This window comes from Actinoplanes sp. HUAS TT8 (assembly GCF_051380535.1).
Taxonomy (GTDB): Bacteria; Actinomycetota; Actinomycetes; order Mycobacteriales; family Micromonosporaceae; genus Actinoplanes.
The window spans coordinates 5,957,924-5,981,990 of record NZ_CP195646.1; the positions used below are offsets into that span (position 1 = coordinate 5,957,924).

Consider the following 24,067-nt stretch of genomic DNA (forward strand, 5'->3'; position numbering starts at 1 on the left):
GTAGGTCGACGTCACTCGTGCGCGGCCGGGACGTGGTGACGCGACTGCAGCGTGAAGAAGCGCCCCGAGACGAAGTAGTCGTCGGTCAGCGACGCCGTCGCCGCCGGGTTCGCCCCGGTCCCGTGCAGGTCGCTGAACGCGGCCGTCTGGTTCACGAACACCCCACCGGTCAGGTTCTCCGACAGGTGCACGCCGGCGTCCAGCGCCGCCTCCCGAGCCGCGTCCAGCACCGCCGGCGAGGTCGAGTGCACCAGCGAGGTCAGAGCACCGTGGGCCCGGACCGTCTCGGTGAAGATCCGCAGGCTGTGCTCGGTCGAGTCGGTCGTGATCAGGAACGACACCGGGCCGAACCACTCCCGCGTATACGCCTTCTCATCCGCCGCGTCCAGCCGCACCACGACCGGCGTCCGGATGGTCGCGCCCGGGAACTGCTCGTCGGCCACCTCGGAGGACGCGTGTACGACGCCGGGCGAACCGGCCGCTTCGGTGAGCCGCGCCAGCACCCCGTCGTTGACGATCGCCCCGAGTGTCCCGGCCGCCCGCTTGGGGTCGCCGAGCAGCTTGCCGAGCGCGGTCGCCAGGTCGGCCCCGAACTCCTCGGGCGTGCGCCGCCCGGCCTCGGTGGTGATGCCGTCGCGCGGGATCAGCAGGTTCTGCGGGGTGGTGCACATCTGTCCGCTGTAGAGCGACAGCGAGAACGCCAGGTTCCGCAGCAGGCCGCGGTAGTCGTCGGTGGAGTCGAGCACGACCGTGTTGAGCCCGGCCTTCTCGGTGTAGACGACGGCCTGGCGTGCGTTCGCCTCCAGCCAGTCGCCGAACTCGCTGGACCCGGTGAAGTCCACGATCCGTACGTCGGGATGGGTGGCGATCGTCGCCGCGATGCCGTCGCCCGGCTGCTCGGCGGCCAGGGTCACGATGTCGGGGTTGAGGCCGGCCTCGATGAGCACCTCGCGGCAGATCTGCACGGTGATGGCCAGCGGCAGCACGGCGCCCGGGTGCGGTTTGACGATCACCGGGTTGCCGGTGACCAGGCTGGCGAACAGGCCGGGGTAGCTGTTCCAGGTCGGGAACGTGGTGCAGCCGATCACCAGGGCGACGCCGCGGCCGACGACCGTGCCGGTCTTGGTCATGCTCAGCGGGTCGCCGCCGCGCTGCGGCTTGGACCAGGAGGTCTGCGCCGGCATGCGGGTGGTGGCGGCCAGCGCGTAGGCGATCGCTTCCAGCGCCCGATCCTGCGCGTGGGCGCCGCCGGCCTGGAAGGCCATCACGAACGCCTGGCCGGAGGTGTGCTGCACGGCGTGGGCCATCTCGAAGATCCGCGCGTTGATGCGGCGCAGGATCTCGGTGGCGATGCCGGCGCGGCCCTCGGGACCGACCGCCCGCCAGGCCGGGATGGTGGCGCGGGCGGCCGCGACCAGGGCCAGGGGGTCGGCCTTGGGATAACTGACGGCCAATTCGATCCCGTACGGCGAGTGCTCGGTCGACACCGCGCCGGAGGCTCCGGGCACCTCGATCGGGAACGGCTTGCCGAGCAGGGCGGTGAAGGCGCGCTCGCCGGCCGGTGCGGCGTCCTCGCCGTAGACCGACTTGCTGGGCGATTCCGGGAACGCGGACCAGTAGTCGCGGGCTGCGGCTGCCGCGATCGCGCGCTCGAGTAGCTCACGGTGGGTTGCGTACAGGTCTGCGGGTGCGGTCACCTCTCAGTTTTACCAACCCTTCGGTCGGTTATTCAAGAGCCTAGAGTTTTCGGTCATGGAGACCCCCCGACGCCGCGGCCGGCCCGGCCATGATCTGGACGCCGTCCTGGCCGCCGCGGTCCGGCTGTTCAACACGCACGGCTACGACGCGACGAGCATGTTCGACGTCGCCGAGGCGCTCGGCATCACCAAGTCGACGCTGTATCACCACGTCAGCGCCAAGGAACAGCTCCTGGGCATGGCGGTCGACCGGGCCGTCGACGGGCTCTTCGAGGCGGCGGCGCGCGTGCGTGATCTTCAGACCACCGCGACGGTACGTCTTCAGGAACTGATCAGAAGCAGCGTCCTCGTCCTGGCCGAGCGGCTGGAGTTCGTCACCCTCCTGCTCCGCGTGCGCGGCAACACGCAGGTCGAGCAGCACGCCCTGGCCCGCCGCCGGGAGTTCGACGCGCTCGTCACCGAGCTGGTCAAGCAGGCCCAGGCCGAGGGCGGCATCCGCGCCGACGTCGACCCGGCGACCGCCGCCCGCCTGCTCTTCGGCATGGTCAACTCGCTGGTCGAGTGGTACCGGCCGGGCCGCGGCAGCCCCGAGGCCCTGGCCGACACCGTGGTCCACCTGGCTTTCGACGGACTTCGGACAATAGCCCCAGCCGATGATCAAGGTCGTCAAGGCGAACAATGAGTTAACCTTGCCCGAGTCGGGCAGGAACCTCCCGCGGGACGGCCGCCCGAAAGACCGGGTGTCATCGCCGCCAACGACGTCGGCGGTGACACTCCCGCCGGTCCGGACGAGCGAGGCCGCCTCACTCCGGCCGGTCGTAAAGTTCGGGCCGCTCGGCGAGGTCCACCTCGACCCGCTCCCCCGTGCGCAACGCGCGCACGGCCGCGTCCGACACGACCGACGCCGCGTATCCGTCCCACGACCCGGGCCCGTCGGCCACCCCGTCGACCCATTCGCGCAGCTCGACGTCGTAGGCGGCACCGAACCGCTCCCGCCAGTCCACGGGCACGGGGCTGGTCACGTGACCGGCACGGCGTACGGAAATCAGATTTTGATCTCCCAAGGCGGCCGTGCCGTCCTCACCGAGGATCTCCCCGCGGATGTCATATCCATATCGGACATTCACCGAGATCTCCACATCCACGATCACCTCGTCGGCCAGTTCGAGGACGAGCAGCAGCGGGTCCCGGATCCCGCCGGCGTTGCGGCTGACCCGCGGGCGCAGCACGCGCACGGCGACGATCTCGGTGCCGAACATCCACCGCACCATGTCGATCTCGTGCACCGCGGTGTCGGTGATCGTGTTCTCCGGCCGGTAGAAGGCCGGGACCCCGGCGTTGCGGTGCGCGCAGTGCATCATCAGCGGCGCGCCGATCGCCCCGCTGTCCAGGACCTGTTTCAAGGCGCGATAGGCCGCGTCGTAGCGGCGCATGTAGCCGACCCGGACCAGGCGGCGGCCGTGCGCCACCTCCGCCTCGACGATCCGCAGGCAGGCCTCGCGGGTCGTGGCCAGGGGTTTCTCGCAGAACACCGGTTTACCGGCGGCGATCGCGGCCAGCACGTACGCCTCGTGGGTGTCCCCCCACGAGCAGACCGCGACCGCGTCGACCTCGTCCGAGGCGACCAGGTCCAGGCCGTCGGCGTGCGCGACCGCGCCGAGCGGGCCGGCCACGCCCGCGGCGACGGCCGGGTCCACGTCGGCCACCGCGACCACCTCGACGCCGGACAGGACCGTGCTCATCCGCCGGATGTGGTCGCGCCCGATCATGCCGGTCCCGATGACGCCGACCCGCAGGCTCATGCCGGTCGTTCCAGTTCGCGCGACAGTTCGGCCAGTTCGTCGCCGCCGGCCATCTGCGTGGTCAGCTCGGCCAGGGTGACGCCGCCGCGCTCGGCGTCGAGAACCGCGGCCCCGCGTTTGAGGATGACGAAGTGGTCCCCGACCAGGTACGCGTGCTGCGGGTTGTGGGTGATGAAGACGACCCCGAGCCCGGCGTCCCGGGCGGCGGCGATGTACTTGAGCACCACCCCGGACTGTTTCACCCCGAGCGCCGCGGTCGGCTCGTCGAGGATCAGCACGCGCGCGCCGAAGTAGACGGCCCGCGCGATCGCCACGCACTGCCGCTGCCCGCCCGAGAGGGTGCCGATCGGCTGATCGATGTCGGCCACCACGATGCCCATCTTGCGCAGCTCCTGGTCGGCGATCCGTTTCATCTCGCGAATCCGCATGCCGGCCAGGGGGAAGCGCCGGCCGACGAGTTCGGAGCCGAGGAAGAAGTTGCGCCACACCTCCATCAGCGGCACCACTGCGAGGTCCTGGTAGACGGTGGCGATGCCCAGATCCAGGGCCTCGCGCGGCGATCCGAGCCGCCGTTCCACCCCGTCCACGGCCAGCCGGCCCGAGGTGTGCGGGTGCAGCCCGGAGATGATTTTGATCAGGGTCGACTTGCCGGCGCCGTTGTCGCCCAGCACGCAGGTCACCTCGCCCGCCCGGACCTGCAGGTCGACGCCGTCCAGGGCGCGGATCGGGCCGTAGGTCTTGCCGACGCCGGTCAGCTCGACCAACGGTTCGCCACGCTGCAGCCCACGGTCGGCGTGCTCGGCCAGGGTGTCGGTCACGACGGCGCTCCCTTCGTCGCGAGACGTCTCACGTACGTGTTGACCAGCACCGCCAGCAGCAGCATGACGCCCAGGAAGGCCTTGAACCAGTTCGGGTCCCACCCGGCGTAGACGATGCCCAGACTCGTCATCCCGAAGATGAACGCGCCGATCGCGGTGCCCACCGCGTTGCCGAAACCGCCGGTCAGCAGCGTCCCGCCGACCACCGCGGCGATGATGTAGAGGAACTCGTTGCCCACCCCGTTGCCGGCCTGCAACGTGTTGAAGCGATAGAGCGAGTGCATCCCGACGAACCAGCCGAGGAACGACACCGCCATGAAAAGGCCGATTTTGGTACGGGCGACCGGCACACCGACCGCCCGTGCGCTGCCGGCCGAGCCGCCCACCGCGTAGATCCAGTTCCCGATCCGGGCCCGCCGCAGGATCCACGCGGCCAGCGCCACGAACAGCGCCCACCACAGCACGGTGATCCACACCGTCGCCGCGCCCAGCCGGAAGTTCGACGCGAAAACCGTCCCGAGCGAGTCGAAGCCGTCGATCGCGCTCACGTCACTGCTCGACACCGAGCCGGTGACCAGTTTGGTCACACCCAGGTTGGCCCCCTGCAGCACGAAGAACGTGCCCAGCGTGATCAGGAAGCTGGGGATGCCGGTGCGCATCACCAGCCAGCCGTTGAGGAAGCCGACGAGCAGGCAGAACAGCAGGGACAGGACCGCGCCGGCCCACAGGTCGACGCCGAAGTACCAGCAGAACAGCGAGTTGACCAGGCCGGCGCTGACCGGGACGACGCCGGCCGACAGGTCGAACTCGCCGCCGATCATCAGCAGGCCCACCCCGACCGCGACGATCCCGATCGTCGACGACTGGTAGAGCACCGTGAAGAACGATCCCCACGACCGGAACGACGGCGCCACCGCCAGGAAGAACAGGAAGATCGCGACGGCGGCGACCAGCGCGCCGACCTCCGGGCGGGCCAGCAGGGCGCCGCGCCGCCGGACGGCCCGGCGCGGTGGTGCGGTGGCGACCGTCATCGCGTGTTCTTCTCGGTGAACGGCAGGATCTTGTCGATGTTGGAGCTGTCCACGAACGACGGACCGGTCAGCACCGGCTTGCCGCCGCCGAGGTCGTTGCCGTTCTTCAGGTAGAGGTAGAGCGAGCTGACCGCCATGTAGCCCTGCGCGTACGGCTGCTGGTCGATCGCGAACTCCACCGAACCGTCCTTGATCCGCTTGGCCATCTCCTGGTTGAGGTCGAAGGTGACCAGCTTGGCCGGCGACGACGCCTGCTGCTTGGCGGTGATCGCGTCCAGGGCGATCGGCGCACCGAGCGTCACCACGTAGTCGATCGACTTGTCCTGCGCCAGCTTGGCCTGCAAGGTCGTCGTCACGGCGCTGTCGTCGGCGCCGTTGACCTGCAGGTTCTCGGTTCCGGGGACGGCGCTCTTCACCCCGGCGCAGCGGGCTTCCAGGGACACCGAGCCGGTCTGGTGGATCACGCAGAGCGGGTGCTTGGCGCCCTCCCCGGCGATCCGCTTGCCGACGCTGGTGCCGGCCAGGGACTCGTCCGAGCCGAAGTACATCAGCGCGCCGAGCTTCTGGTACTGGTCGATGCCGGCGTTCAGCCCGACCACCGGGATCCCGGCCGTGGTGGCCGACTTGACCGCCCCGGCCAGGGCGTCCGGCGTGACCAGGGTGGTCGCGATCCCGTCGACCTTGGCGTCGACCGCGCTCTGGATCAGCCCGGCCTGCTTGCCGGCGTCCGGGTCGTTGGAGTACTTCAGGTCGACGCCCTCGTCCTTGGCCGCCTGCTGGGCCCCGGCCCGCACCTTGTCCCAGAACGTGTCGCCGGGCGTCTCGTGGGTCACGAACGCGATGGTGTACCCCGAGCCCCCGGACGTGCCGCCGCCGTCGGACTCCTCGCGGCCACCACTGCTGCACGCGGCGAGCGCCAGGACGGCGGCCGCGCCGGCGGCGAGAAAGAGCCTCATCGGAAATCTCCTGTCTCCTCGAGATACCTGCGGGTGCGGGTGGCGATCGGCAGCGGGACGTCGAAGTCCACCGGGTACATGTCCTGCTCGACCACGACGAACAGATCGGCGTCGAGCTCGCCGAGCGCGGCCAGCACGGCCGGGACGTCGGGGGCGCCGGCCGGCGGTGCGACGCTCACCCCGAGCGCCACGGCCTGGCCGAACGCGAGATCCTCGGCCTCGGCGCGGGCGGCCAGGGCCGGGTCCATCTGTTTCAGGTGGACGTAGCCGATCCGGTCGGGGTACTTGCCGATCAAGCCCAGGACGTCGGCCCGGCGGTACGCGAGGTGCCCGGTGTCCAGGCACAACGACACGAACCGGGGATCGGTGCCGTCGAGCAGCCGTTCCACCTGGCGCTGGTTCTCCACCTGGTAGTCGGCGTGCGGGTGGAAGCGCAGGCTCAGCCCGTACTCCTCGGCGACGATCCGGCCCAGCGTGTTCGTGTTGTCCAGCAGCGCCCGCCACTGCGCCGGCCCGAGCTCGGACGCCTCCAGGTAGCCGCCGGTCGCGTCGTCGCGGTAGCCGGGCACCGGCACGAACACCACGTTGCGCCCGCCGGCGGCCCGGGTCAGTGCGGCCACCCGCCGGGTCTCGGCGACCACCTCGGGGAAGTTGCGGTGTGGGCCGCCGACCCCGCCGACGGTTCCGGCCGCGCAGCTCAGCCCCCGGGCGGCCAGTTCGTCGGCGAGCCGGCCGGGGTCGGTCGGCAGGTAGCCGTAGGGCCCGAGTTCGAGCCACCGGTAGCCGGCCGCGGCGAGCTCGTCGAGGAACCGGGACCAGGGTGTCTGCCGTGGATCGTCGGCGTACCAGACGCCCCACGAGTCCGGACAGCTACCGAGCCGAAGTCGTCGCATCATTGGCCTCCCGGTCGCAGGTGGTGCCGCTGGTCACGCTTGCCCTCCAGGTATCCGGTGCGGGCGTGCCGGGTGCTGTGCAGGGTCGCCACCTCGGCCACCGGGACGTCCCACCACGACTCCGACGACGGGCCGGCGGCCAGCGGGTCGGTCTCGATGTGCACCACGGTCAGGTGGTCGGCCTCCCGGGCCCGTTTCAGGCCTTCGGCCAGGTCGGCCGCGGTCCGGCAGCGGATCACGGCGGCGCCCAGGCTCTCCGCGTTGGCGGCCAGGTCGACCGGGAGCAGCGCGCCGTCGTAGTCGCCGGTCTGCGCGCTCTTGAACCGGTAGCTGGTGCCGAACCGCTGGGAGCCGACCTCCTCGGAGAGCGCACCGATCGAGGCGAAGCCGTGGTTCTGCACGAGCACCACGATCAGTTTCAGTCCCTCGGCGATCGCGGTGACGATCTCCTGGGCCATCATCAGGTACGAGCCGTCGCCGACGAGCGCGTAGACCTCGCGGGACGGGTCGGCCAGTTTGATCCCGAGCGCGCCGGCGATCTCGAAGCCCATGCACGAGAAGCCGTACTCCACGTGGTACTGCTTCGGATCCCGCGCCCGCCACAGCCGTTGCAGGTCACCGGGCATGCTGCCGGCCGCCTGGACCACCACGTCGCGGGCCCCGCAGGCGTCGTTGACGACGCCGATCACCTCGGCCTGGGTGGGAAGATCACCACCCCTTTTCCGGTACGCCCGGTCGACCGTCGCGTTCCAGGCGGCGACGTCGTCGTGGAAGTCCCCGGTGAAGCGCCGCCCGTGCAGGGCCGGCCGCAGCGCCTGCAGACCGGCCCGCGCGTCGGCGACCAGCGGTGACGCCGAGAGTTTGCCGGCGTCGAACGAGGTGATGTTCAGGTTGACGAACCGGACCTGCGGATGCCGGAACGCGGTCCCCGACGCCGTGGTGAAGTCCGAGTACCGGGTGCCGATGCCCAGCACCACGTCGGCGTGCCCGGCCAGCCGGTTGGCGACCGGACTGCCGGTCGCCCCGAGCCCGCCGACCGCGTTCGGGTGGTCCCAGCTGAGCGCGCCCTTGCCCGCCTGCGTGTCCGCGACCGGGATGCCGGTCTCCCGCGCCAGCCGGTCCAGCTGCGCCGACGCCTCGGAGTAGATCACCCCGCCACCGGCCACGATCAGCGGGCGGCGGGCGCCGCGGATCACCGCCGCGGCGCGCTCGACGGCCAGGGGGTCGGGCGCCGGGCGGGTCACGTGCCAGACGCGTTCGGCGAACAGCTCGTCCGGGAACTCGTACGCCTCGGTTTGAAGGTCCTGCGGAAGGCAGAGGGTGACCGCGCCGGTCTCGGCCGGGTCGGTCAGCACGCGCATCGCACCGAGCAGGGCGGCCGGCAGCTGCTCGGGCCGCCACACCCGGTCGAAGAACCGCGACAGCGGCCGGAACGCGTCGTTGACCGACACGTCCCCGAAGCGTGGGTCCTCCAGCTCCTGCAGCACCGGCGGGGCGACCCGGGTGGCGAACACGTCGGCCGGCAGCAGCAGCACCGGCAGGCGGTTGACCGTGGCCAGGGCGGCGCCGGTCAGCATGTTGGTCGAGCCCGGGCCGATCGAGGTGGTGCAGGCCATGGTGGACAGCCGGTTGCGCATCCGCGCGTAGCCGGCCGCGGTGTGCACCATGGCCTGCTCGTTGCGGGCCAGCAGATACGGCATGTGGGGCGAGCCGGTCCGCTGGGCCTGCAGCAGCGCCTGACCGATTCCGGCCACGTTGCCGTGCCCGAAGATGCCCAGGAACCCGGCGACCGCCCGCTGCCGGATCCCGTCGCGCTCGGTGAACTGATTGGCCAGGAACCGCACGACCGCCTGCGCGACGGTCAGCCGGTGTTTCACGTGCGCCTCCGCTCCCGGGCCGTGGTGAGCGGCAGCCGTGGGTCGATCGACTGGACCGCCCAGGCCCCGCGGACCCAGCCGTGCGCCGGGTCGTCCTGGATCAGCCAGCGACGCTCGCCCGGGCCGGCCATGACGTTCAGGTAGTACAGGTCGTAGCCGGGCGCGGCCATCGACGGGCCGTGCCAGCCGTACGGGATCAGTACGACATCCCCGCTGCGCACCTCGGCGCAGACGTCGATCGGCCGGTCCGGGCGGCCGTAGACGCGCTGGTAGCCGCAGCCGGGCACGCCGGACGGCGACGGCGCCACCTCGAAGTAGTAGATCTCCTCCAGGCGGCTCTCCTCGTCGCTCTGCTCGTCGTGCTTGTGCGGCGGGTACGACGACCAGTTCCCGCCCGGCGTGAGCACCTCCACGGCGATCAGCGCGTCCGCCTCGAACGACTCCGGCGTGCAGAAGTTGTTGACCTGACGGCTGGCCGACCCGGCGCCGCGCAGCTCCACCGGCACGTCCTCGGCCGGCCCGTAGCGGAAGGGCAGCCGCCGCCCGGCCCGCGCCGCGGGCAGCGCGAACCGCCCGCCGTTGGGGGCCCGCAGGGTGATCTCGGCGCCGCGCGGCAGGTAGGCGAAATCGGTCACCCGGGAGAAGACCGAACGTCGCCCGGTCAGTGTCAGCCGCTCGTCGTCACAGGCCACGTCGCACCCGCCGGCCAGCGGCAGGACCAGCATCTCGTCGCCGCCGGTGGCGAACTTGACCCGCCCGCCGACCGGCAGCCGGACCACGCGCAGGCCGCTGTGGGCCCAGCCCGCGTTCTCCGGGTTGACCACGACGTCGAACGGGCGCTCGGCGGCCGACCCGCGCGGGACGACCGGGTTGACCCGGGCCTCAGCCATGATCCGCTCCGGCCCGCTCGCCCGGCCGCTCCCCGTCGCCCGGCCCCTGCTCCTCGCCCGGTTTCTCGCTCGCGCCGGGCTTCGTCTCCTCGGCGGCGGCCGCGTGCATCAGCTCGCGGACCTCAGGTTCGGTGGGCATCGCGTCGGCGCAGGCCAGCCGGGACGCGACCAGAGCGCCGGCCGCGTTGGCGAAGTCGATCGTCGCGCCGAGATCCCAGCCCTCCAGGAGGCCGTGGCAGAGGGCCCCGCCGAAGGCATCGCCCGCGCCGAGCCCGTTCACGACATCAACATCAACGGCTTTCGCGTACGCCGTCTCGCCGCCCCGGAAAGCGACGACCCCGGCCGGGCCCTGCTTGATCACGGCCAGCTCGACGCCGTGATCGAAAAGCGCCGCCGCGGCCTGGGCCGGGTCGCGCGTGCCGACCGCGGTCTCGACCTCGTCGAGGTTTCCCACGGCGACCGTGGCGTGCCGCAGCGCTTCGGTGTACCAGGGTCGGGGATCCTCGTCCCAGAACATCGGACGCCAGTCGAGATCAACCACCGTCACGCCCGATTTATCGCGATATTTCAGTGCGCACAGGGTTGCCTCGCGGGACGGCTCCGCGCTGAGCCCGGTACCGGTCACCCAGAAGATCCGCGCCGCCCGGATGGCTTCCAGGTCCAGTTCGGACGGAAATATCATCAGATCCGGGGCTTTGGGGTAACGGTAGAAGTAGAGCGGAAAATGATCAGGCGGAAAGATCTCACAGAAGGTCACCGGCGTCGGCAGCCCCGGCACCGCCCCGACGAAGCGATCGTCCACCCCGAAGGTTTTCAACGCCCCCCGCAGGTACTCCCCGAACGGATCCGCCCCGACCCGGGTGATCACCGCCGCGGCCCGCCCGTACCGCGCCGCGGCCACCGCCACGTTGGACGGACTGCCCCCGAGGAACTTGGCGAACGTCCGCACCTCCCCCAGCGGCACCCCGGCCTGCTCGGGATAGAGGTCGACGCCGATGCGCCCCATCGTCAGGACTTCATGGACAAGCATGGTCGTCCCTCCGGCCGTTCAGGTCACGGACGCGATGAACCTGCCCATCCAGCGGCGCGTGATCCCACGGCGACGCTGAGTGGACCTGGTTTACAGGTAATTACGTGAGTGCGTTCACGTCAATACCCGGAGGGAAACGACAAGGGGGCACGGCTCACGCCGTACCCCCACATCGGATTTTGATCTTTAAGCGGAAGGACGCCACATCCGGAAGAAGGGCGTGCCGTCCGGCAACAGGATCGCGAACGGGTCCATGTCGGTGTAGCCGTAGCGACGGTACAACCGCACGTTGTTCTCGTTCGTGGCCTCCAGGTACGCCGGGAGACCCTCCGCGTCCAGGATGTCGTGGACGTTCTTCATCAGCTTGCCGCCGAGGCCGTGGCCCTGCATCTCCGGCCGGACGGCGAGGAACTGCAGGTGCCAGTGCTGGTCGGTCGGGTGGTTCTTCTCGAACAGCTCGCCCAGGGCGCCGAAACGCTCCAGGTGCTCGCCGGCGAACGCGGTCAGCCGCTCCATGTAGCCCGGGAACTCGGGCAGCGGGTTGACCCGGTCGTACCACACGGCGGCGGCCGCGTAGCCACCGTCCTCGTGGTCGATGACCTCGACCTTGCCGTGGGCGAAGGCGTACTCGGTCTCCAGCGTGAAGAACTCGGCCATGATCCGCTCGCGGTCCTCGGGGACCGGGACCAGGTACGCGTCGGCGTCGAGCTGGTCGAACGAGTGGGAGATCAGCGCGCCGATCGCGGCGAGCTCGTCCTCCCGGGCGGGCCGGATGGTGAAGTCGGTCATCAGCGGTAACCCCCCTGGTTCGGGTCGTTGGCCTCGTTCAGCGCGGCCGCGAAGCCGCCGCCACCGCTGGTGGTGGCGCTGCTCGCGCCCAGGCCGATGCCGCCGTAGACCTGCGGCCGGGCCGAGCGCAGGTACAGGCCCCAGATGATGCCCAGGACCAGGACCACACCGAACGACGACGGGACCACGATGGCCGTGGTGCTGCCCGGCTCGACGCCGAGCAGGGTGGCGATGTTGTCCAGGGCCAGGTAGGAGACGACGACCAGCAGGACCGCGCCGATCACCGGGGCGACGATGCGGTGCAGCACGTCCTCACCCTCGGGGTTGCGGGCGAAGTAGCCGATGACCGCGAACGCGGTGAGCGTGATCAGCAGCAGGACGCCGAGGCCACCACCGGTGCCGCCCCAGAAGAAGAGCTGGACCAGCGGGTCCCAGCCGGCGACGGCGTAGGCCACGATGACGACCAGGCCGACCACGGACTGGGCGAGCGAGCCGTTCTTGGGCGCGCCGGTGCCCGGCACGGTCCGGCCGAACAGGCGCGGCAGCACGCCCTCACGGCCGAGCGAGAACATGTAGCGCGAGATGATGTTGTGGAACGAGATCATCGCGGCGATCAGCGAGGTCAGGAACAGGATGTGACCCAGGTGCAGCGCGATGCTGCCGAGCGGTCCGGACGCCAGGTTGAAGAAGAGCTCGGGGCCCTCCTCGCCGGCCCGGGCCACCACGTTGTCACCGGCCGCGGAGATCATCGCCCAGGAGGCGAACGCGTAGATGACGGCGATCAGCGCGATCGCGATGTAGGTGGCGCGGGGCACGGTGCGCTTCGGGTCGCGCGACTCCTCGGAGAACACCACCGACTGCTCGAAGCCGACGAAGCCGGTGATGGCCATGACCAGCAGCGCGCCGGCGCCGGCGCCGGTCAGCTGGGACACGTCGACCGGGGCCGAGGAGGCCTGGAACCCGTCGGACAGGATCTCGGCGATGCTGAAGACCACGGTCAGCGCGATCTCGGCGACCAGCAGGGTGGCCAGGACCTTGCCGTTGACCGCGACGTCACGCACGCCCAGGATGGCGACCATCGCCCAGGCGACCAGGCCGAAGCCCCACCACGGGATGTCGACGCCGAACCAGTCCTGGAACAGCGGCTGGGCGATCGCGCCGAAACCGCCGTACGAGGCGACCTGGAACATGTTGTAGGCCAGCAGCGCCACCCAGGACGCGCCGACACCGACCGGGCGGCCGAAGCCCCGGGACACGTACGCGTAGAAGGCGCCCGCGTTGGAGATGTGGCGGGCCATCGCGACGTAGCCGACCGAGAAGATCGCCAGGACCAGGGCGACCGCGATGAACGCGATCGAGATGCCGGTCAGGCCGGTCACCGCGAGACCGGTGGGCACCACGCCGGCGACCACGGTCAGCGGGGCGGCCGCGGACATCACGAAGAAGACCACGGCGGCGACGCCGAGCCGGTTCCGGGCCAGGGCGTTGGAGAGCTGACTCTCCGAGGGTTGGGTTGCGGTCGAAGACACGCGTATCTCCATATTTTTATGAGGGGTGAGGGGCAGGAGAAAGTTGTCAGGCGCGGCGGGCCATCACGGCGTCGCCGACGGCGGCCTCGGCGTGCGCGACGAGTTGCTGCAGCATCGCCGGGAACAGGCGGCGGAACTGGTCGAACAGGCGGGCCCGGTCACGCGCGTTGAGCGTGGCCAGCACGTGCTGGTCCAGGCCGGTGGCCAGGATGAGCCCGGCCAGCAGCAGGTCGGCGACGTCGAGCTGCTCGTCCCGGGAGACCTTGGTGCGGATGCGGGTGGCCGGCCAGCCGGCGGTCATCGAGTCGGCCGGCACCATCGCGATCTTGGTGCCGAACAGGCCTCGTTTCTCCTCACGCTTGACCAGGCCGCCCCGGGCGAGACGCCGCTCGACCAGGTCGGTGGCGATGCCGGTGGACAGGTACGAGATCCAGTTGCGGACGCCGTGCTGCCCGGCCTCGCGCCTGATCTGCTCCAGCAGCGCCGTGGTGGCGGCGTCGCCGGTCGGGCGCTCGTCGATGACGATCAGCTCGGTCTCGACCAGATCGATGCGTCGCCACAGCATGAGCTCGCCGAGGAGCGCGGCCCCCAGGCCGAGCCCGAGCGTCGCCGGTGACAGCAGCGATTTACCCCGGATCGTGTCGTGCGCGGTCAGGTAGAGATCATCCGCGGGCGGTAGCTGCGGCGGTGACGCCACGGCTTGTTCTCCTCTCGACGCCTTGGGAATGCCCGCGCAAATCACCGTGCGTAATCAAGGTGAGAAACCACGAAGCAATGACGTTGCGCTCCCCGTAGCGCGACCGCGTGTAGCCTGCCAAACCCGCCCCGTTCTCGCAACGTCCAGATGCGACAAATGTCGAATCCACAGTGGGGCGAGTTGATCAGATCACCTGCCAGCTACTTTGAGCATCGATCAATAACCCTGTGAGAGCTGGGATATCACCGGCGACTTAACGGTTCGGAAACGTCGATCGATGTCGAAACACGATTTGATCACGGTGGCTGAGCGTCACCAATCAAGATCAATTACTACTGTACGTAAGTTTCCGTGCGGATAGTTGAAGGATCAAGCATTTCCGCGTACGGTGGTGGTCAGATAGTTGAAGTTTCAACGGAGGTCACCGTGCGGATGCCCACCCTGTTCCTCAGCCACGGCGCGCCGCCCCTGGTGGATGACCCCACCTGGGTCGCGCAGCTGCGTGATCTGGCCGCTGCCCTGCCCCGCCCGAAAGCCATCCTGATGGCCTCGGCGCACTGGGAGTCGGCCCCGTTGATGCTCGGTTCGACCGAGACCGTGCCGCTTGTGTACGACTTCGGAGGGTTCGCCCAGCGTTACTATGAGGTGCAATACCGCGCCCCGGGTGCCCCGGTTCTGGCCGATCAGGTGGCCGCCCTGATGCCGGACGGCGAGACCGTCGCCCGGACCGATCGTGGTCTTGATCACGGCGCCTACGTTCCCCTGACCGTGATGTACCCCGAAGCGGACATTCCGGTCCTGCAGATGTCGCTGCCGACCCTGGAACCCGACCGGCTCCTGGAGCTCGGGGCCCGCCTCGCGCCGCTGCGTGACGAGGGCGTGCTGATCGTCGGGTCCGGCTTCACCACGCACGGTCTGCCGTTCCTGCGCGACTGGAGCCCCAACGCGGCCGCGCCCGGGTGGTCGCGCGAGTTCGACTCGTGGGCCTCGGAGACCCTGGCCCGCGGGGCCGTCGACGAGCTGGCCGACTTCCGGGCGGTGGCGCCCGGGATGCCGTACGCGCATCCGACCATCGAGCACTTCGCGCCGATGTTCCTGACGCTGGGCGCCTCGGAGGCCCCCGACCGGGCACCGGAGCAGCCGATCGACGGCTTCTGGATGGGCCTGGCCAAGCGCTCCTTCGTCACCGCCTGACGCCCGCGCCCACAAAACAACCACCGAACCCAGCGCACACTCCCCGAACCGAGCGCGCCGGACCTCTCAACTCTCCCCTTGGTCCGGCGCGCTCCGGGCATTTCCGTTGCCCACAGCGATCTTCCAGCAACTTCCGGGCATTCTTTGCAGGAACTTTGGGGATCCTTTGAGCATGCTTGAGGTCACCGCGCTCGGCTGGACCCTGACGATAGGTGTCATCGTCGCCCTGCTCGCCCTCGATTTGACCCTGGGGGTGGTGCGTCCGCACGTCGTCGGCTTCCGCGAAGCCGCGGCCTGGTCGATCTTCTACATCGCCGTCGCGATCGCGTTCGGCCTGGTCTTCGCGAACGTCGCCGGCTGGACCTACGGCACGGAGTATTTCGCCGGTTACATCGTCGAGAAGAGCCTGTCGGTCGACAACCTCTTCGTCTTCGTGATCATCATGGCCACGTTCGCGGTGCCCGAGCGCTACCAGCAGGAGGTGCTGACCTTCGGGATCATCATCGCCCTGGTGCTGCGCGTCGTGTTCATCGCGCTCGGCGCGACGCTGCTCAACCTGTTCTCGTTCATGTTCCTGATCTTCGGGCTGATCCTGATCTACACGGCCGTGCAGCTGTTCCGGCACCGCGACGAGGACCCCAGCATCGAGGACAACGCACTGGTCAAAGCCGGTCGCCGATTCCTGCCGGTGACCGAGGACTACGTCGACGGCAAGATGGTCACCCGCGTCGACGGCAAGCGGATGGTCACCCCGCTGTTCCTGGTGCTGCTGGCGATCGGCAGCACCGACATCCTCTTCGCGCTCGACTCGATCCCGGCCGTCTTCGGCGTGACCGAGCAGGCGTACATCGTCTTCGTCGCCAACGCGTTCGCCCTGCTCGGCCTGCGAGCCCTGTTCTTCCTGGTCAAGGGCCTGCTCGACCGTCTGGTCTACCTGTCCACGGGCCTGGCGGTGATCCTCGCGTTCATCGGCGTGAAGCTGGTGCTGCACTGGGCCCACAAGTCGCTGAGCGACGCGGTCCCCGAGGTCAGCACCCCGGTCTCGCTCGTCGTCATCCTCGGCATCCTGGTCCTGACCACGGTCGCCAGCCTGATCAAATCCAGTCGCGACCCGTCCCTCAAGGCCCACGCCGGCAGCCTCCGCGCCCACCCCGAGAACCAGCCCCGGCAGTAGATGCCGTCGCGCCACTTCTCGCGGCGGCATCCCGGGCGCCAGGCCCCGGAACCAGAACCGCCCCCGGCACGCGTCGGCGCCGGGGGCGGTTTCGGGTCGATCCGCGCGGTCCAGGGACGGTCCGGACCAGCCTCGGTGTAACCCGCCGGGTCGGCCCTGCGACCCGGGGTCCAGTGTGGTCGTTCCGGCGGCGGCTTCGCCGTCCGATTCAGACCACGATCACAATCTTCATGTCCTATCTCCGCCGTGGTCCGGGCCGCCGCTCCCGCGGGGACCCCTGCGGGCTTCGCAGGGCGCCGGGGCGCCCAGAACGCGAAACCCTCCGGGGCGACGTCCGTGGGTGGGCGCGGTTACCCCGGAAGACCGACCTCAGTGCTGACCGCTGAGGCTGATCGACTGCACGGTGCTCTGGTAGCGGCGCTCGGCGTCCTGCCGGCTGAGGATGGCCTCGATCTCCCGGGTCTCCTCGGCGGTGTGCCGCCCCAGGACCAGGTCCAGCTCGGTCCGCTCGGCGGCGGTGCGGAAGGCGGCCAGCTCCGCGGACAACTGCTGGTGGGCGCGGCGCTCGGCGAGTCGGTCGGAGATCGTCCTGCGGATTTCACGAATGAACGGCATCGGGCACTCCCTAACGGATAGTGACGGAGAAAGCCTCGTCGCTTCCGGGTACAACATTGCCCGGCCGTTGCGTCTTCCCCAAATCCACCAGGTAAAACCTGGAAGATGAAAGTGACCGCGACCACCGTATTGCCGTAACCCAGGTCACTCTCCGTCGCCAAACTCCTGGTCAGCGCCGCCCGGTGACGTCCACCACGACCGGCGCCGGCGTCAGGCCGGGGAGGTGGGTTCGGGGAACGGGCCGCCGTCGAGGGCCTGCAGGCGGGACGACAGCTGCGTGCGTGAGCGAACCCCGAGCTTCCGGTACACCCGGGTGAGTGTCGCCTCGACCGTCTTCACGCTCAGGTACAACCGGCTGGCGATCTCCCGGTTGCTGGCGCCGTCGCGGACCAGCTGGGCGATACGCAGCTCGGTCGAGGTCAGGCCCTGTTCCGGGGCGAGGCTTCCCTCGGTGCGGGCCAGCGCGCGTTCGGTCTCCTCGGCCCAGGGGCGGGCGTCGGCCGACATGAAAATCGCCAGGGCCGCGCCGATCAGCAGGCGGGCGGCGGCGTAGCGACGACGACGGCGTTCCGCTCCCCCGGCGACCAGCAGCGCGTACCCCTGTTCCACGGGCTGGCGCAACTGCTCGAACAGCTGGGCGGCCGACGTGGACAGTTCGACCGCGGAGTCCGCCTGGCCGCTCTCCGACTGCACTATCGCGGTGGCCCGGTCCAGGTATCCGGCCAGGGCCGGGCTGCTGCCGAGCTGCTCGGCGGCCTTGCGGGCGTGGGCCAGGGTCTCCGCGGCCTCGACGTGCTCGCCCAGCGCGGCCAGTCCGGTGGCCAGGTCGGCGTGCCAGCGCACGATCATCGGGTCGGAGTTCCCGGCCTCGGCCTCCAGGTCGCGCAGCCGCCGCAGCGCGGCCACCCCGGCGCGGGTGTCGCCCGAGCGCAGCCCGGCCTGCCCCAGGGCGTGCAGGTTCCGTCGCAGGTAGAGGTTGTCGCCCTCCTGTTCGGATGCGCGGATGCCGCGCCGGGCGAACCCGGCCGCCGCGATCCGGCTCCCGCCGGCCAGCTCGGCGACGGCCGCGGTGTACCAGGTGGGGCCCGGGCTCAAGCCGGCCTCCTGCGCGGCCTGGACGGCGCGATGCGCGTACCTCAAGGCCTCCCGGCAGCGACCGGCGCGCGTGGCCACCTCGGAGAGGCTGCGGAGCACCTCGACGCGGGCCTCGCCGATCCGGTCGTGTTCGGCGACCGCGAGCAGCCGCAGCAGTTCGGCCCGGGCCTCGTCGAGGCGGTCGTCGATGAGCGCGAAGCGGGCAGCCATGTAGTGCGGCCCGTAGTGCAGCCAGTCCGGCGCCGGGGAGGCCGGCAGGGCCAGGGCCCGGGCCAGCGAGTCGCGCCATTCCGGTTCGCCGCGCATGCGCTGGATCTGGGCCAGGCCGCTGAGGGCCATCGCCTCGCTCGTCGCGTCGCCGGCCCGGTGGGCGATCCGGGCGGTGGCCCGCGCCTCGGCGGCGGCCCGGTCCGGCTCGCCGGTGATCATGGCCTGCCAGGTGAGCCGGAGGCGGACCGGGGCGAGCAGCGCCGGGTCGTCGCCGGCCTCGGCCAGGGCCGCCGCGAACATCTCGCCCATCTCGCCCAGGGCCTGCCCGGCCAGGTCGATCAGGACGACGCGGGCGCGGACCCGGTGCCCGGCCGGGGCGTCGGCGGCGATGACCGCCTCGGCGGCCCGGCCGGCCAGGGCCGGGGCGCCGCCGGTGAGAGCGGTCCGGGCGGCGGCGACCAGCCAGTCCAGGCGTTCGGCGGCCAGCTGGTACGACGCCCGGTCGGCGGCGAGCAGGTAGAGCTCGGCCGCCGTACGGTCGGCACCGCGGGCCACGCACTGGTGGGCCGCGTCGGCCAGCCCCCGGGCGACCGCCGCGTCCGGGCGGCCGCTGCGCAGGGCCTTGTGCCGCAGCGCCTCCAGGGGGTCGAGCGCGGCCTCGGCCAGCGCGGCGTGGGTTCCGGCGCGTTCCCCGGCGGCGGTCTCCTCGACCAGCACCTGACCGATCAGCGGCGGCGTGAACCCGATGGCCTCCCCGGTCACCTCGACGACGCCGGCCGCCGCGGCCAGCCGGAGCTCCCGGTCCGCGTCGTCGCGGCCGGCCCGCAGCAGCAGGGTGACCGTCGGGTCGGTGGCCAGCGCGGCGACCAGCAGCGTGGCCCGCACCTCGGTGGTCAGGCCGCCGAGCAGGTCGCGGGCCAGGTCGCGGGCGGCCTCGGGCAGCGGGGCCGGACGCCAGGCCGGGCCGTCGGCGCCGGTGCTGCCCAGGGTCAGGGCCAGGAACGGGTTGCCGGCGCTGGCCCGGTGCAGGCGGCTGGCGGCCCGGCAGGGCAGGCCGCGGGCCTCGAGCATGGCGGTGAGGTCGTCCGGGGCGAGCGGCGGCACGACGATCTCGGTGACCGGGGCCGGGACGAGCCGGGCGGCCCGGCGGCGGCCGGTCCCGTCGGGGCGGCGCTCGGCGGCGACGGCGCGGATCCGGGGGCCGGGACGACGGCGTACGGCGAACGCGATGAGCGCGGCCGACTCCGGGTCGAGCCACTGCACGTCGTCGAGGACGAGCAGCACGCCGGCACCGCGGGCGCAGTGCGCGAGCAGGGCGGGCAGCAGCAGCCGACGGGCCAGGGCCGGCACCCCGGTGCGGGGCGGCCGGCCCTGGCCGAGCCCGGCGAGCGCGTTGCGGGCGGCGGGCGCGAGGGCCGCGACCGCGTCCGGCGGGACCTGCCGGACGAGGTCGGTGATCCCCGCGTACGCCAAAGTTCGCTCGGCCCGGGCGGGCCGCAGGCGCAGGATCAGCTCGCCCCGCGCCGCGGCCTGATCGGCGACCGCGTCGAGCAACGCGGTCTTGCCGATGCCGGGTGGCCCGACAAGGGACACCCCGCCGCCGGTGACGAGACGCGCGTCGATCTCCGCGAGCAACGCCGCCCGGCCGTGCAGTTCCGGCGAGTCGCGCGGCAAGCGCCACCCCCTAGGGTCTGAGCTGAGCCCAGCCTGGGTCGCGCGGCACGCGTCCCCGGGTCTGAGCTGGGCTCAGCCTAGGGAGCGACGGCCAGGCTCATCAATGCGTATTTCGTCACTTGTCGAAGAGACCCCCGGCTGAGGTCACTTGCTCTGCGCGGTGACCGCCGTGGCCGTGACGGCACCGTCGCTGCCGGTGGCGCCCTTGACGGTGATCGAGTCACCGGTCTTGACGTCGGTGATCTTGCCTTTCTTGGCGGTCGCCACGGTGGTCTTGCCGTCGGTGTTGACGGTGACGACCGTGCCGTCGGCGGTCTGCACGTAGATCGTGCTGCCGCTGACCAGCTTGACCGTGCCCGTGGTGTCGGCCGCCGCCGCGGTCGTCCCGGTGCCCGTGCCGGTACCGGTACCCGTCCCGGTGCCGCCGCCCTGGGTGCCGCCCCCGCCGAAGTTGCCGCCGCCGGGGAAGCCGCTGGCGCTGAGCCCGCTCGGGAAGCCGCCGGTCCGGTTGCCGCCGAAGCCGCCGCCGGCGGTGGTGGCCGTGGACGTGCCCCACTGCTTCTGCGAGTAGACGCCGCCGAGGAAGCCGCCCATCAGCAGCACGGCCACGCCCAGCCCGACCGTGCCCTTGTTGTACCACTTCTTGGGCGCGACCTTGGCCAGCTCCTTGGCGAGGTCGTCGTTGTCGTCGTCGGCGGGCTCGACCGGGTCGGGCGCCGCTACGGTCGGCAGGAGTGCGGTCTCGTCGTTCATCCGGTTCACTTCTCAGTCCTCACTCGTAGCGCAGCGCGTCGATGGGACGCAGGCGGGCGGCGCGGGCGGCGGGCAGGCCGCCGAAGAACAGCCCGATCGCGACGGACACACCGACGGCGAGCCCGATCGAACTGGGCACGATCACCGGTTTGACCCCGACGATCGTGAAGTGGCTGCCGATCAGGGCGGCGGCCACGCCGAGGGCGCCGCCGAGCACACTCAGCAAGGTCGCCTCGATCAGGAACTGGGTCAGGATCACCCGGCGGGGCGCGCCGAGGGCCTTGCGGATGCCGATCTCCCGGGTCCGCTCGGTCACCGTGACCAGCATGATGTTGGTGATGCCGATGCCGCCGACGAGCAGACTGATCGCGGCCACCGCGCCGAGCAGGGTGGTGAACGTGTCGGCGGTCTCGGTCTGGGTCTCCAGCAGCGAGGAGGCGTTCTGGATCCGGTACGGCGTGCTGCTGGTCCCGCTGCCACTACCGCTGCCGCTGCGGGCGGACGTGGTCGTCGACTTCACGTTCAGCTGCTGGTTGAGGATCGTGGAGACCTCGCTCTGCACCGCGTCGACCTTGTCCGGGTCCTTGGCCTCGACGATGATCGAGGTGAGCGAGCCGTAGCCGGCCAGGACCTGCTGGACGGCGCTGAGCGGGGCGACCGCGGTGTCGTTGGAGTCCTGGAAGCCGGTGGAGCTCTTCTCCTTCAGGACGCCGACCACGGTGAACAGCGCGCCGCTCACGGTGACCTGCTTGTCGATCGGGTCGACGCCGGGGAACAGTTCCTCGGCCACGGTCTGCCCGATGACCACGACCCGGCGGCCCTGGGTGACGTCGTCCTCGGTGAACGACGCGCCCTTCTCGACCGGGGTGCTGGACGCGTTGAACCAGGCCGGCGTGGTGCCGACGAAGGTGCTGACCGAGTGGTCGGTGCCCTCGTAGGTCATCGTCGCCGACGACGCGCTGACCACCGGCGACACCGACTTGACGTCGGGCGCGAGTTCCTCGTCGACCAGGGCGTCGGCCATCTTCTTGGTCAGGGCCGTGGAGCTGGACCCACCACGGCCGGTGCTCATCACGGTGATGGTGTTGGTGCCCAGCGCCTCGATCCGGTCGCTGATCGCCTTGGCCGAGCCGTTGCCGACCGCGACCAGCAGGATCACCGCGGCGACACCGATCAGGATGCCGAGCATCGTCAACGCCGAGCGCAGCTTGTTCGCGGAGAGCCCGCGCAAGGAGAACCTGACTACCTCGAAGAAGTTCATGCGGTGTGCCGGCCCCCGTTCCAGTCCGAGGCGGGCCGTCCGTAGGTGGTGCCGGTCGTGGCCTCGGCCCGGGCCGCGACACCGTGCCCGGCCGCGAGATGCCCGGCCGCCACCGACTGGACCTTGGCGTGCGCGGCGGCCGCGCCGACCGGCGCGAGCTCGATCGGGGACTGCCGCACGTCGGTGACGATCGAGCCGTCGACCAGGCGGATCAGCCGCTTGGCGCGGGCGCCGACCTCGTCCTCGTGGGTGATGATGACGATGGTCCGGCCGGCCGCGCTGAGGTCGTCGAAGACCTGCAGGACGTCGTCGGTCGACTTGCTGTCGAGGTTACCGGTGGGCTCGTCGGCGAGCAGCAGGGCCGGCTCGGTGACCAGGGCCCGGGCCACCGCGACACGCTGCTGCTGACCACCGGAGAGCTGGTTCGGTTCGTGTCCGGCGCGGTCGGCCAGGCCGACGATGTCGAGCGCGGCCATCGCCCGCCGGCGGCGCTCCTTGGGCTTCACCCCGGCGTACGCGAGCGGAAGCTCCACGTTGGCCACCGCGGTCGTACGCGGAATGAGGTTGAAGGCCTGAAAGATGAACCCGATGAGCCGGTTCCGAGCCAGGGCCAGCTGGGCGTCGGAGAGGGTGCCGACCTCGACCCCGTCCAGCTTGTAGGACCCGAACGTGGGGACGTCGAGCGCACCCAGGATGTTCATCAGGGTCGACTTGCCGGAGCCGGACGAACCCATGATCGCCACGTAGTCGCCGCGATGCACGGTCATCGTCGCGCCGCGCAGGGCGTGCACGGTCGCTTCGCCCGTACCGTAAATCTTCTTGAGGTCCGTGACCTCGAGGACCGGCCGGCTCATCGTCCGCCGCCCGGTGCTCCGCCGCCGCCACCGAAGTTGCCGCCGCCGCCGAAGTTCCCGCCGCCACCGAAGTTGCCGCCACCCTGCTGGGTGCCGCTGCCGGTGCTGGTCGAGGTGGTCTTGACGACGACGCTCTCCCCCGCGGTCAGGCCGGAGGTGATCTCGGTGGTCGAGTTGCCCTCCAGGCCGATCTCGACCGAGCGGGTCTCCTGCGTGCCGTTGGCGACCACGGTCACCGTGTGCCGCTGGCCGACCGTGGTGATCGCGGCCGAGTTGACCGCGATGACGTTCTCCTTGGAGCCGGTGGTGACCACGACCGAGACGGTCTGGCCGACCTTGACGCCGGTCGGCACCTTGTCCAGGGTCAGCGTGACGCCGTAGGTGACCACGCTGTTCGAGGTCGAGCCGGACGGGTCGATCGCGGTGACCTTGGCCGTCTCGCTGGTGCCGCTGAGCGCGTTCCAGGTGACCGTGGCCACCTGCTTCTCCTTGAGGGTGGTGGCGTCCGCCTCGGCGAAGCTCGCGGCGACCTGCATCTTGGTCAGGTCGGCGATCTCGACGAACCCGGTGGACGACGAGGACGAGGACGACGAGCTGGAGCCGCCACCCTGCGAGCCGCCGCTGGAGGAGCCGCTGGACGACGAGCCCGAGCCCGAGGCCGAGCTGCCGACCGTCCCGCCGACCGAGGTGACGGTGCCGGCCATCGGCGCCTTCAGCACCGCGCCGTCGACACCGGCCTGCGCGTCCTCGACGGCCAGTTCGGCCGAGTCGACCGAGTTCTGCGCGTCGGTGGTGTCCGATCCGGCGGTCTCGGCCCGGTCCAGCGAGTCGTTGGCGGCGTCGAGGTTGGCCTGCGCCTCGGCCAGCGTGCGCTTGGCCGCGGCCGGGTCGACCTTGGCCAGGACCTGGCCCTTCTTGACCTTGTCACCGACCTTGACGTCGATCTCGGTGACCGTGCCGCTGGTCTCGAAGCTGGCACTGGCGGTGCTGGCGCTCTCCACGGTGCCGTCCGCGGTCACGGACTTGGTGACCGTGCCCGTCTGGACGGAGACCGTGCGCTCGGAGGCTACGGCGGCCGTTCCCCCGTCATCGGAACCGGAAAATGTCTCGTACACCGTGATGGCCCCGGCGACGAGCACGACGCCGATCACGGCGTTTACCACCAAAGACGGGTGGCGGCTCAGGCGTACCTTCATGCCGCACACTCTCGGGGTGCGGCCTTGGAGGA

21 protein-coding genes are annotated in these 24,067 nt (G+C 70.9%); 3 read left to right on the plus strand and 18 right to left on the minus strand.

Features of this window, described 5'->3' with window-relative positions:
* Positions 1 to 11: 11 nt before the first annotated feature.
* Positions 12 to 1,697 (minus strand): phenylacetic acid degradation protein PaaN, encoded by a 1,686-nt coding sequence (gene paaN / locus ACSHV8_RS26720; RefSeq protein WP_436519811.1) that lies wholly within the window; start codon positions 1,695 to 1,697, stop codon positions 12 to 14.
* 55 nt (positions 1,698 to 1,752) lie between these two features.
* Here paaN and ACSHV8_RS26725 point away from each other — a divergent pair, with 55 nt between their 5' ends.
* Positions 1,753 to 2,379, plus strand: a complete 627-nt coding sequence (locus tag ACSHV8_RS26725; protein WP_436519813.1) for a TetR/AcrR family transcriptional regulator — start codon at positions 1,753 to 1,755, stop codon at positions 2,377 to 2,379.
* Positions 2,380 to 2,500: 121 nt separating this feature from the next.
* On the opposite strand, the gene ACSHV8_RS26730 is transcribed toward ACSHV8_RS26725, so the two are convergent.
* The 11 genes from ACSHV8_RS26730 to ACSHV8_RS26780 form a co-directional block, all read right to left on the minus strand.
* On the minus strand, positions 2,501 to 3,499 hold the full coding sequence (locus ACSHV8_RS26730; RefSeq protein ID WP_436519815.1) for a Gfo/Idh/MocA family protein: 999 nt from the start codon (positions 3,497 to 3,499) through the stop codon (positions 2,501 to 2,503).
* Entirely contained in the window at positions 3,496 to 4,317 is an 822-nt protein-coding gene (locus tag ACSHV8_RS26735; protein WP_436519817.1) for an ATP-binding cassette domain-containing protein, read from the minus strand. The genes ACSHV8_RS26730 and ACSHV8_RS26735 overlap by 4 nt, the downstream gene beginning before the upstream one ends.
* On the minus strand, positions 4,314 to 5,348 hold the full coding sequence (locus ACSHV8_RS26740; RefSeq protein ID WP_436519819.1) for an ABC transporter permease: 1,035 nt from the start codon (positions 5,346 to 5,348) through the stop codon (positions 4,314 to 4,316). The genes ACSHV8_RS26735 and ACSHV8_RS26740 overlap by 4 nt, the downstream gene beginning before the upstream one ends.
* Positions 5,345 to 6,304 (minus strand): substrate-binding domain-containing protein, encoded by a 960-nt coding sequence (locus ACSHV8_RS26745; RefSeq protein ID WP_436519821.1) that lies wholly within the window; start codon positions 6,302 to 6,304, stop codon positions 5,345 to 5,347. The genes ACSHV8_RS26740 and ACSHV8_RS26745 overlap by 4 nt, the downstream gene beginning before the upstream one ends.
* Positions 6,301 to 7,200: a TIM barrel protein gene (locus ACSHV8_RS26750; protein ID WP_436519823.1), complete on the minus strand. Its 900-nt coding sequence runs from the start codon at positions 7,198 to 7,200 to the stop codon at positions 6,301 to 6,303. The genes ACSHV8_RS26745 and ACSHV8_RS26750 overlap by 4 nt, the downstream gene beginning before the upstream one ends.
* Complete coding sequence (iolD, locus tag ACSHV8_RS26755) at positions 7,197 to 9,074, minus strand: 3D-(3,5/4)-trihydroxycyclohexane-1,2-dione acylhydrolase (decyclizing) (RefSeq protein ID WP_436519825.1); 1,878 nt, start codon at positions 9,072 to 9,074, stop codon at positions 7,197 to 7,199. Before iolD ends, ACSHV8_RS26750 begins: the two co-directional genes overlap by 4 nt.
* Positions 9,071 to 9,964 (minus strand): 5-deoxy-glucuronate isomerase, encoded by an 894-nt coding sequence (gene iolB / locus ACSHV8_RS26760; protein ID WP_436519827.1) that lies wholly within the window; start codon positions 9,962 to 9,964, stop codon positions 9,071 to 9,073. Before iolB ends, iolD begins: the two co-directional genes overlap by 4 nt.
* Positions 9,957 to 10,994, minus strand: coding sequence for a 5-dehydro-2-deoxygluconokinase (gene iolC / locus ACSHV8_RS26765; RefSeq protein ID WP_436519829.1), 1,038 nt, complete (start codon positions 10,992 to 10,994; stop codon positions 9,957 to 9,959). The genes iolB and iolC overlap by 8 nt, the downstream gene beginning before the upstream one ends.
* 186 nt (positions 10,995 to 11,180) lie before the next feature.
* Entirely contained in the window at positions 11,181 to 11,783 is a 603-nt protein-coding gene (locus ACSHV8_RS26770) for a GNAT family N-acetyltransferase (RefSeq protein ID WP_436519831.1), read from the minus strand.
* The gene (locus tag ACSHV8_RS26775; protein ID WP_436519833.1) at positions 11,783 to 13,312 is read right to left on the minus strand and encodes an APC family permease; all 1,530 of its coding nucleotides are present in this window, start codon (positions 13,310 to 13,312) and stop codon (positions 11,783 to 11,785) included. Before ACSHV8_RS26775 ends, ACSHV8_RS26770 begins: the two co-directional genes overlap by 1 nt.
* 46 nt (positions 13,313 to 13,358) lie before the next feature.
* A complete protein-coding gene (locus ACSHV8_RS26780; RefSeq protein WP_436519835.1) occupies positions 13,359 to 14,009 on the minus strand; it encodes a GOLPH3/VPS74 family protein in 651 nt (216 codons plus the stop codon).
* A 432-nt stretch (positions 14,010 to 14,441) separates the two neighbouring features.
* Between ACSHV8_RS26780 and ACSHV8_RS26785 the strand changes: the two genes are divergently transcribed.
* Both ACSHV8_RS26785 and ACSHV8_RS26790 read left to right on the plus strand, forming a co-directional pair.
* Positions 14,442 to 15,203 (plus strand): dioxygenase family protein, encoded by a 762-nt coding sequence (locus ACSHV8_RS26785; protein ID WP_436536916.1) that lies wholly within the window; start codon positions 14,442 to 14,444, stop codon positions 15,201 to 15,203.
* Between the two features lie 172 nt (positions 15,204 to 15,375).
* Positions 15,376 to 16,377, plus strand: a complete 1,002-nt coding sequence (locus ACSHV8_RS26790; protein ID WP_436519837.1) for a TerC family protein — start codon at positions 15,376 to 15,378, stop codon at positions 16,375 to 16,377.
* A 369-nt stretch (positions 16,378 to 16,746) separates the two neighbouring features.
* Here ACSHV8_RS26790 and ACSHV8_RS26795 read toward each other — a convergent pair whose 3' ends face one another.
* The 6 genes from ACSHV8_RS26795 to ACSHV8_RS26820 all read right to left on the minus strand — a co-directional run bounded on the left by ACSHV8_RS26795 (position 16,747) and on the right by ACSHV8_RS26820 (position 24,035).
* A complete protein-coding gene (locus tag ACSHV8_RS26795) occupies positions 16,747 to 16,992 on the minus strand; it encodes a hypothetical protein (RefSeq protein WP_436519839.1) in 246 nt (81 codons plus the stop codon).
* A gap of 210 nt (positions 16,993 to 17,202) precedes the next feature.
* Positions 17,203 to 19,971, minus strand: a complete 2,769-nt coding sequence (locus ACSHV8_RS26800) for an AAA family ATPase (protein WP_436519841.1) — start codon at positions 19,969 to 19,971, stop codon at positions 17,203 to 17,205.
* A 144-nt stretch (positions 19,972 to 20,115) separates the two neighbouring features.
* Positions 20,116 to 20,724, minus strand: a complete 609-nt coding sequence (locus ACSHV8_RS26805) for a hypothetical protein (RefSeq protein ID WP_436519843.1) — start codon at positions 20,722 to 20,724, stop codon at positions 20,116 to 20,118.
* Between the two features lie 19 nt (positions 20,725 to 20,743).
* Complete coding sequence (locus tag ACSHV8_RS26810; protein WP_436519845.1) at positions 20,744 to 21,985, minus strand: ABC transporter permease; 1,242 nt, start codon at positions 21,983 to 21,985, stop codon at positions 20,744 to 20,746.
* Positions 21,982 to 22,839 (minus strand): ABC transporter ATP-binding protein, encoded by an 858-nt coding sequence (locus ACSHV8_RS26815; RefSeq protein ID WP_436519847.1) that lies wholly within the window; start codon positions 22,837 to 22,839, stop codon positions 21,982 to 21,984. Before ACSHV8_RS26815 ends, ACSHV8_RS26810 begins: the two co-directional genes overlap by 4 nt.
* Positions 22,836 to 24,035, minus strand: a complete 1,200-nt coding sequence (locus ACSHV8_RS26820; protein WP_436519849.1) for an efflux RND transporter periplasmic adaptor subunit — start codon at positions 24,033 to 24,035, stop codon at positions 22,836 to 22,838. Before ACSHV8_RS26820 ends, ACSHV8_RS26815 begins: the two co-directional genes overlap by 4 nt.
* Positions 24,036 to 24,067 lie beyond the last annotated feature (32 nt).

Excerpts from the sequence above, each read along its gene's own strand:
- iolC (WP_436519829.1), bottom strand. The coding sequence starts at position 10,994 with ATGCTTGTCCATGAAGTCCTGACGATGGGGCGCATCGGCGTCGACCTC.
- ACSHV8_RS26790 (WP_436519837.1), top strand. The coding sequence starts at position 15,376 with ATGCTTGAGGTCACCGCGCTCGGCTGGACCCTGACGATAGGTGTCATC.
- ACSHV8_RS26770 (WP_436519831.1), bottom strand. The coding sequence starts at position 11,783 with ATGACCGACTTCACCATCCGGCCCGCCCGGGAGGACGAGCTCGCCGCG.
- ACSHV8_RS26730 (WP_436519815.1), bottom strand. The coding sequence starts at position 3,499 with ATGAGCCTGCGGGTCGGCGTCATCGGGACCGGCATGATCGGGCGCGAC.
- ACSHV8_RS26795 (WP_436519839.1), bottom strand. The coding sequence starts at position 16,992 with ATGCCGTTCATTCGTGAAATCCGCAGGACGATCTCCGACCGACTCGCC.
- ACSHV8_RS26785 (WP_436536916.1), top strand. The coding sequence starts at position 14,442 with ATGCCCACCCTGTTCCTCAGCCACGGCGCGCCGCCCCTGGTGGATGAC.
- ACSHV8_RS26815 (WP_436519847.1), bottom strand. The coding sequence starts at position 22,839 with ATGAGCCGGCCGGTCCTCGAGGTCACGGACCTCAAGAAGATTTACGGT.
- ACSHV8_RS26805 (WP_436519843.1), bottom strand. The coding sequence starts at position 20,724 with ATGAACGACGAGACCGCACTCCTGCCGACCGTAGCGGCGCCCGACCCG.
- ACSHV8_RS26810 (WP_436519845.1), bottom strand. The coding sequence starts at position 21,985 with ATGAACTTCTTCGAGGTAGTCAGGTTCTCCTTGCGCGGGCTCTCCGCG.
- ACSHV8_RS26820 (WP_436519849.1), bottom strand. The coding sequence starts at position 24,035 with ATGAAGGTACGCCTGAGCCGCCACCCGTCTTTGGTGGTAAACGCCGTG.
- ACSHV8_RS26725 (WP_436519813.1), top strand. The coding sequence starts at position 1,753 with ATGGAGACCCCCCGACGCCGCGGCCGGCCCGGCCATGATCTGGACGCC.
- iolB (WP_436519827.1), bottom strand. The coding sequence starts at position 9,964 with ATGGCTGAGGCCCGGGTCAACCCGGTCGTCCCGCGCGGGTCGGCCGCC.
- ACSHV8_RS26745 (WP_436519821.1), bottom strand. The coding sequence starts at position 6,304 with ATGAGGCTCTTTCTCGCCGCCGGCGCGGCCGCCGTCCTGGCGCTCGCC.
- ACSHV8_RS26750 (WP_436519823.1), bottom strand. The coding sequence starts at position 7,200 with ATGATGCGACGACTTCGGCTCGGTAGCTGTCCGGACTCGTGGGGCGTC.
- ACSHV8_RS26740 (WP_436519819.1), bottom strand. The coding sequence starts at position 5,348 with ATGACGGTCGCCACCGCACCACCGCGCCGGGCCGTCCGGCGGCGCGGC.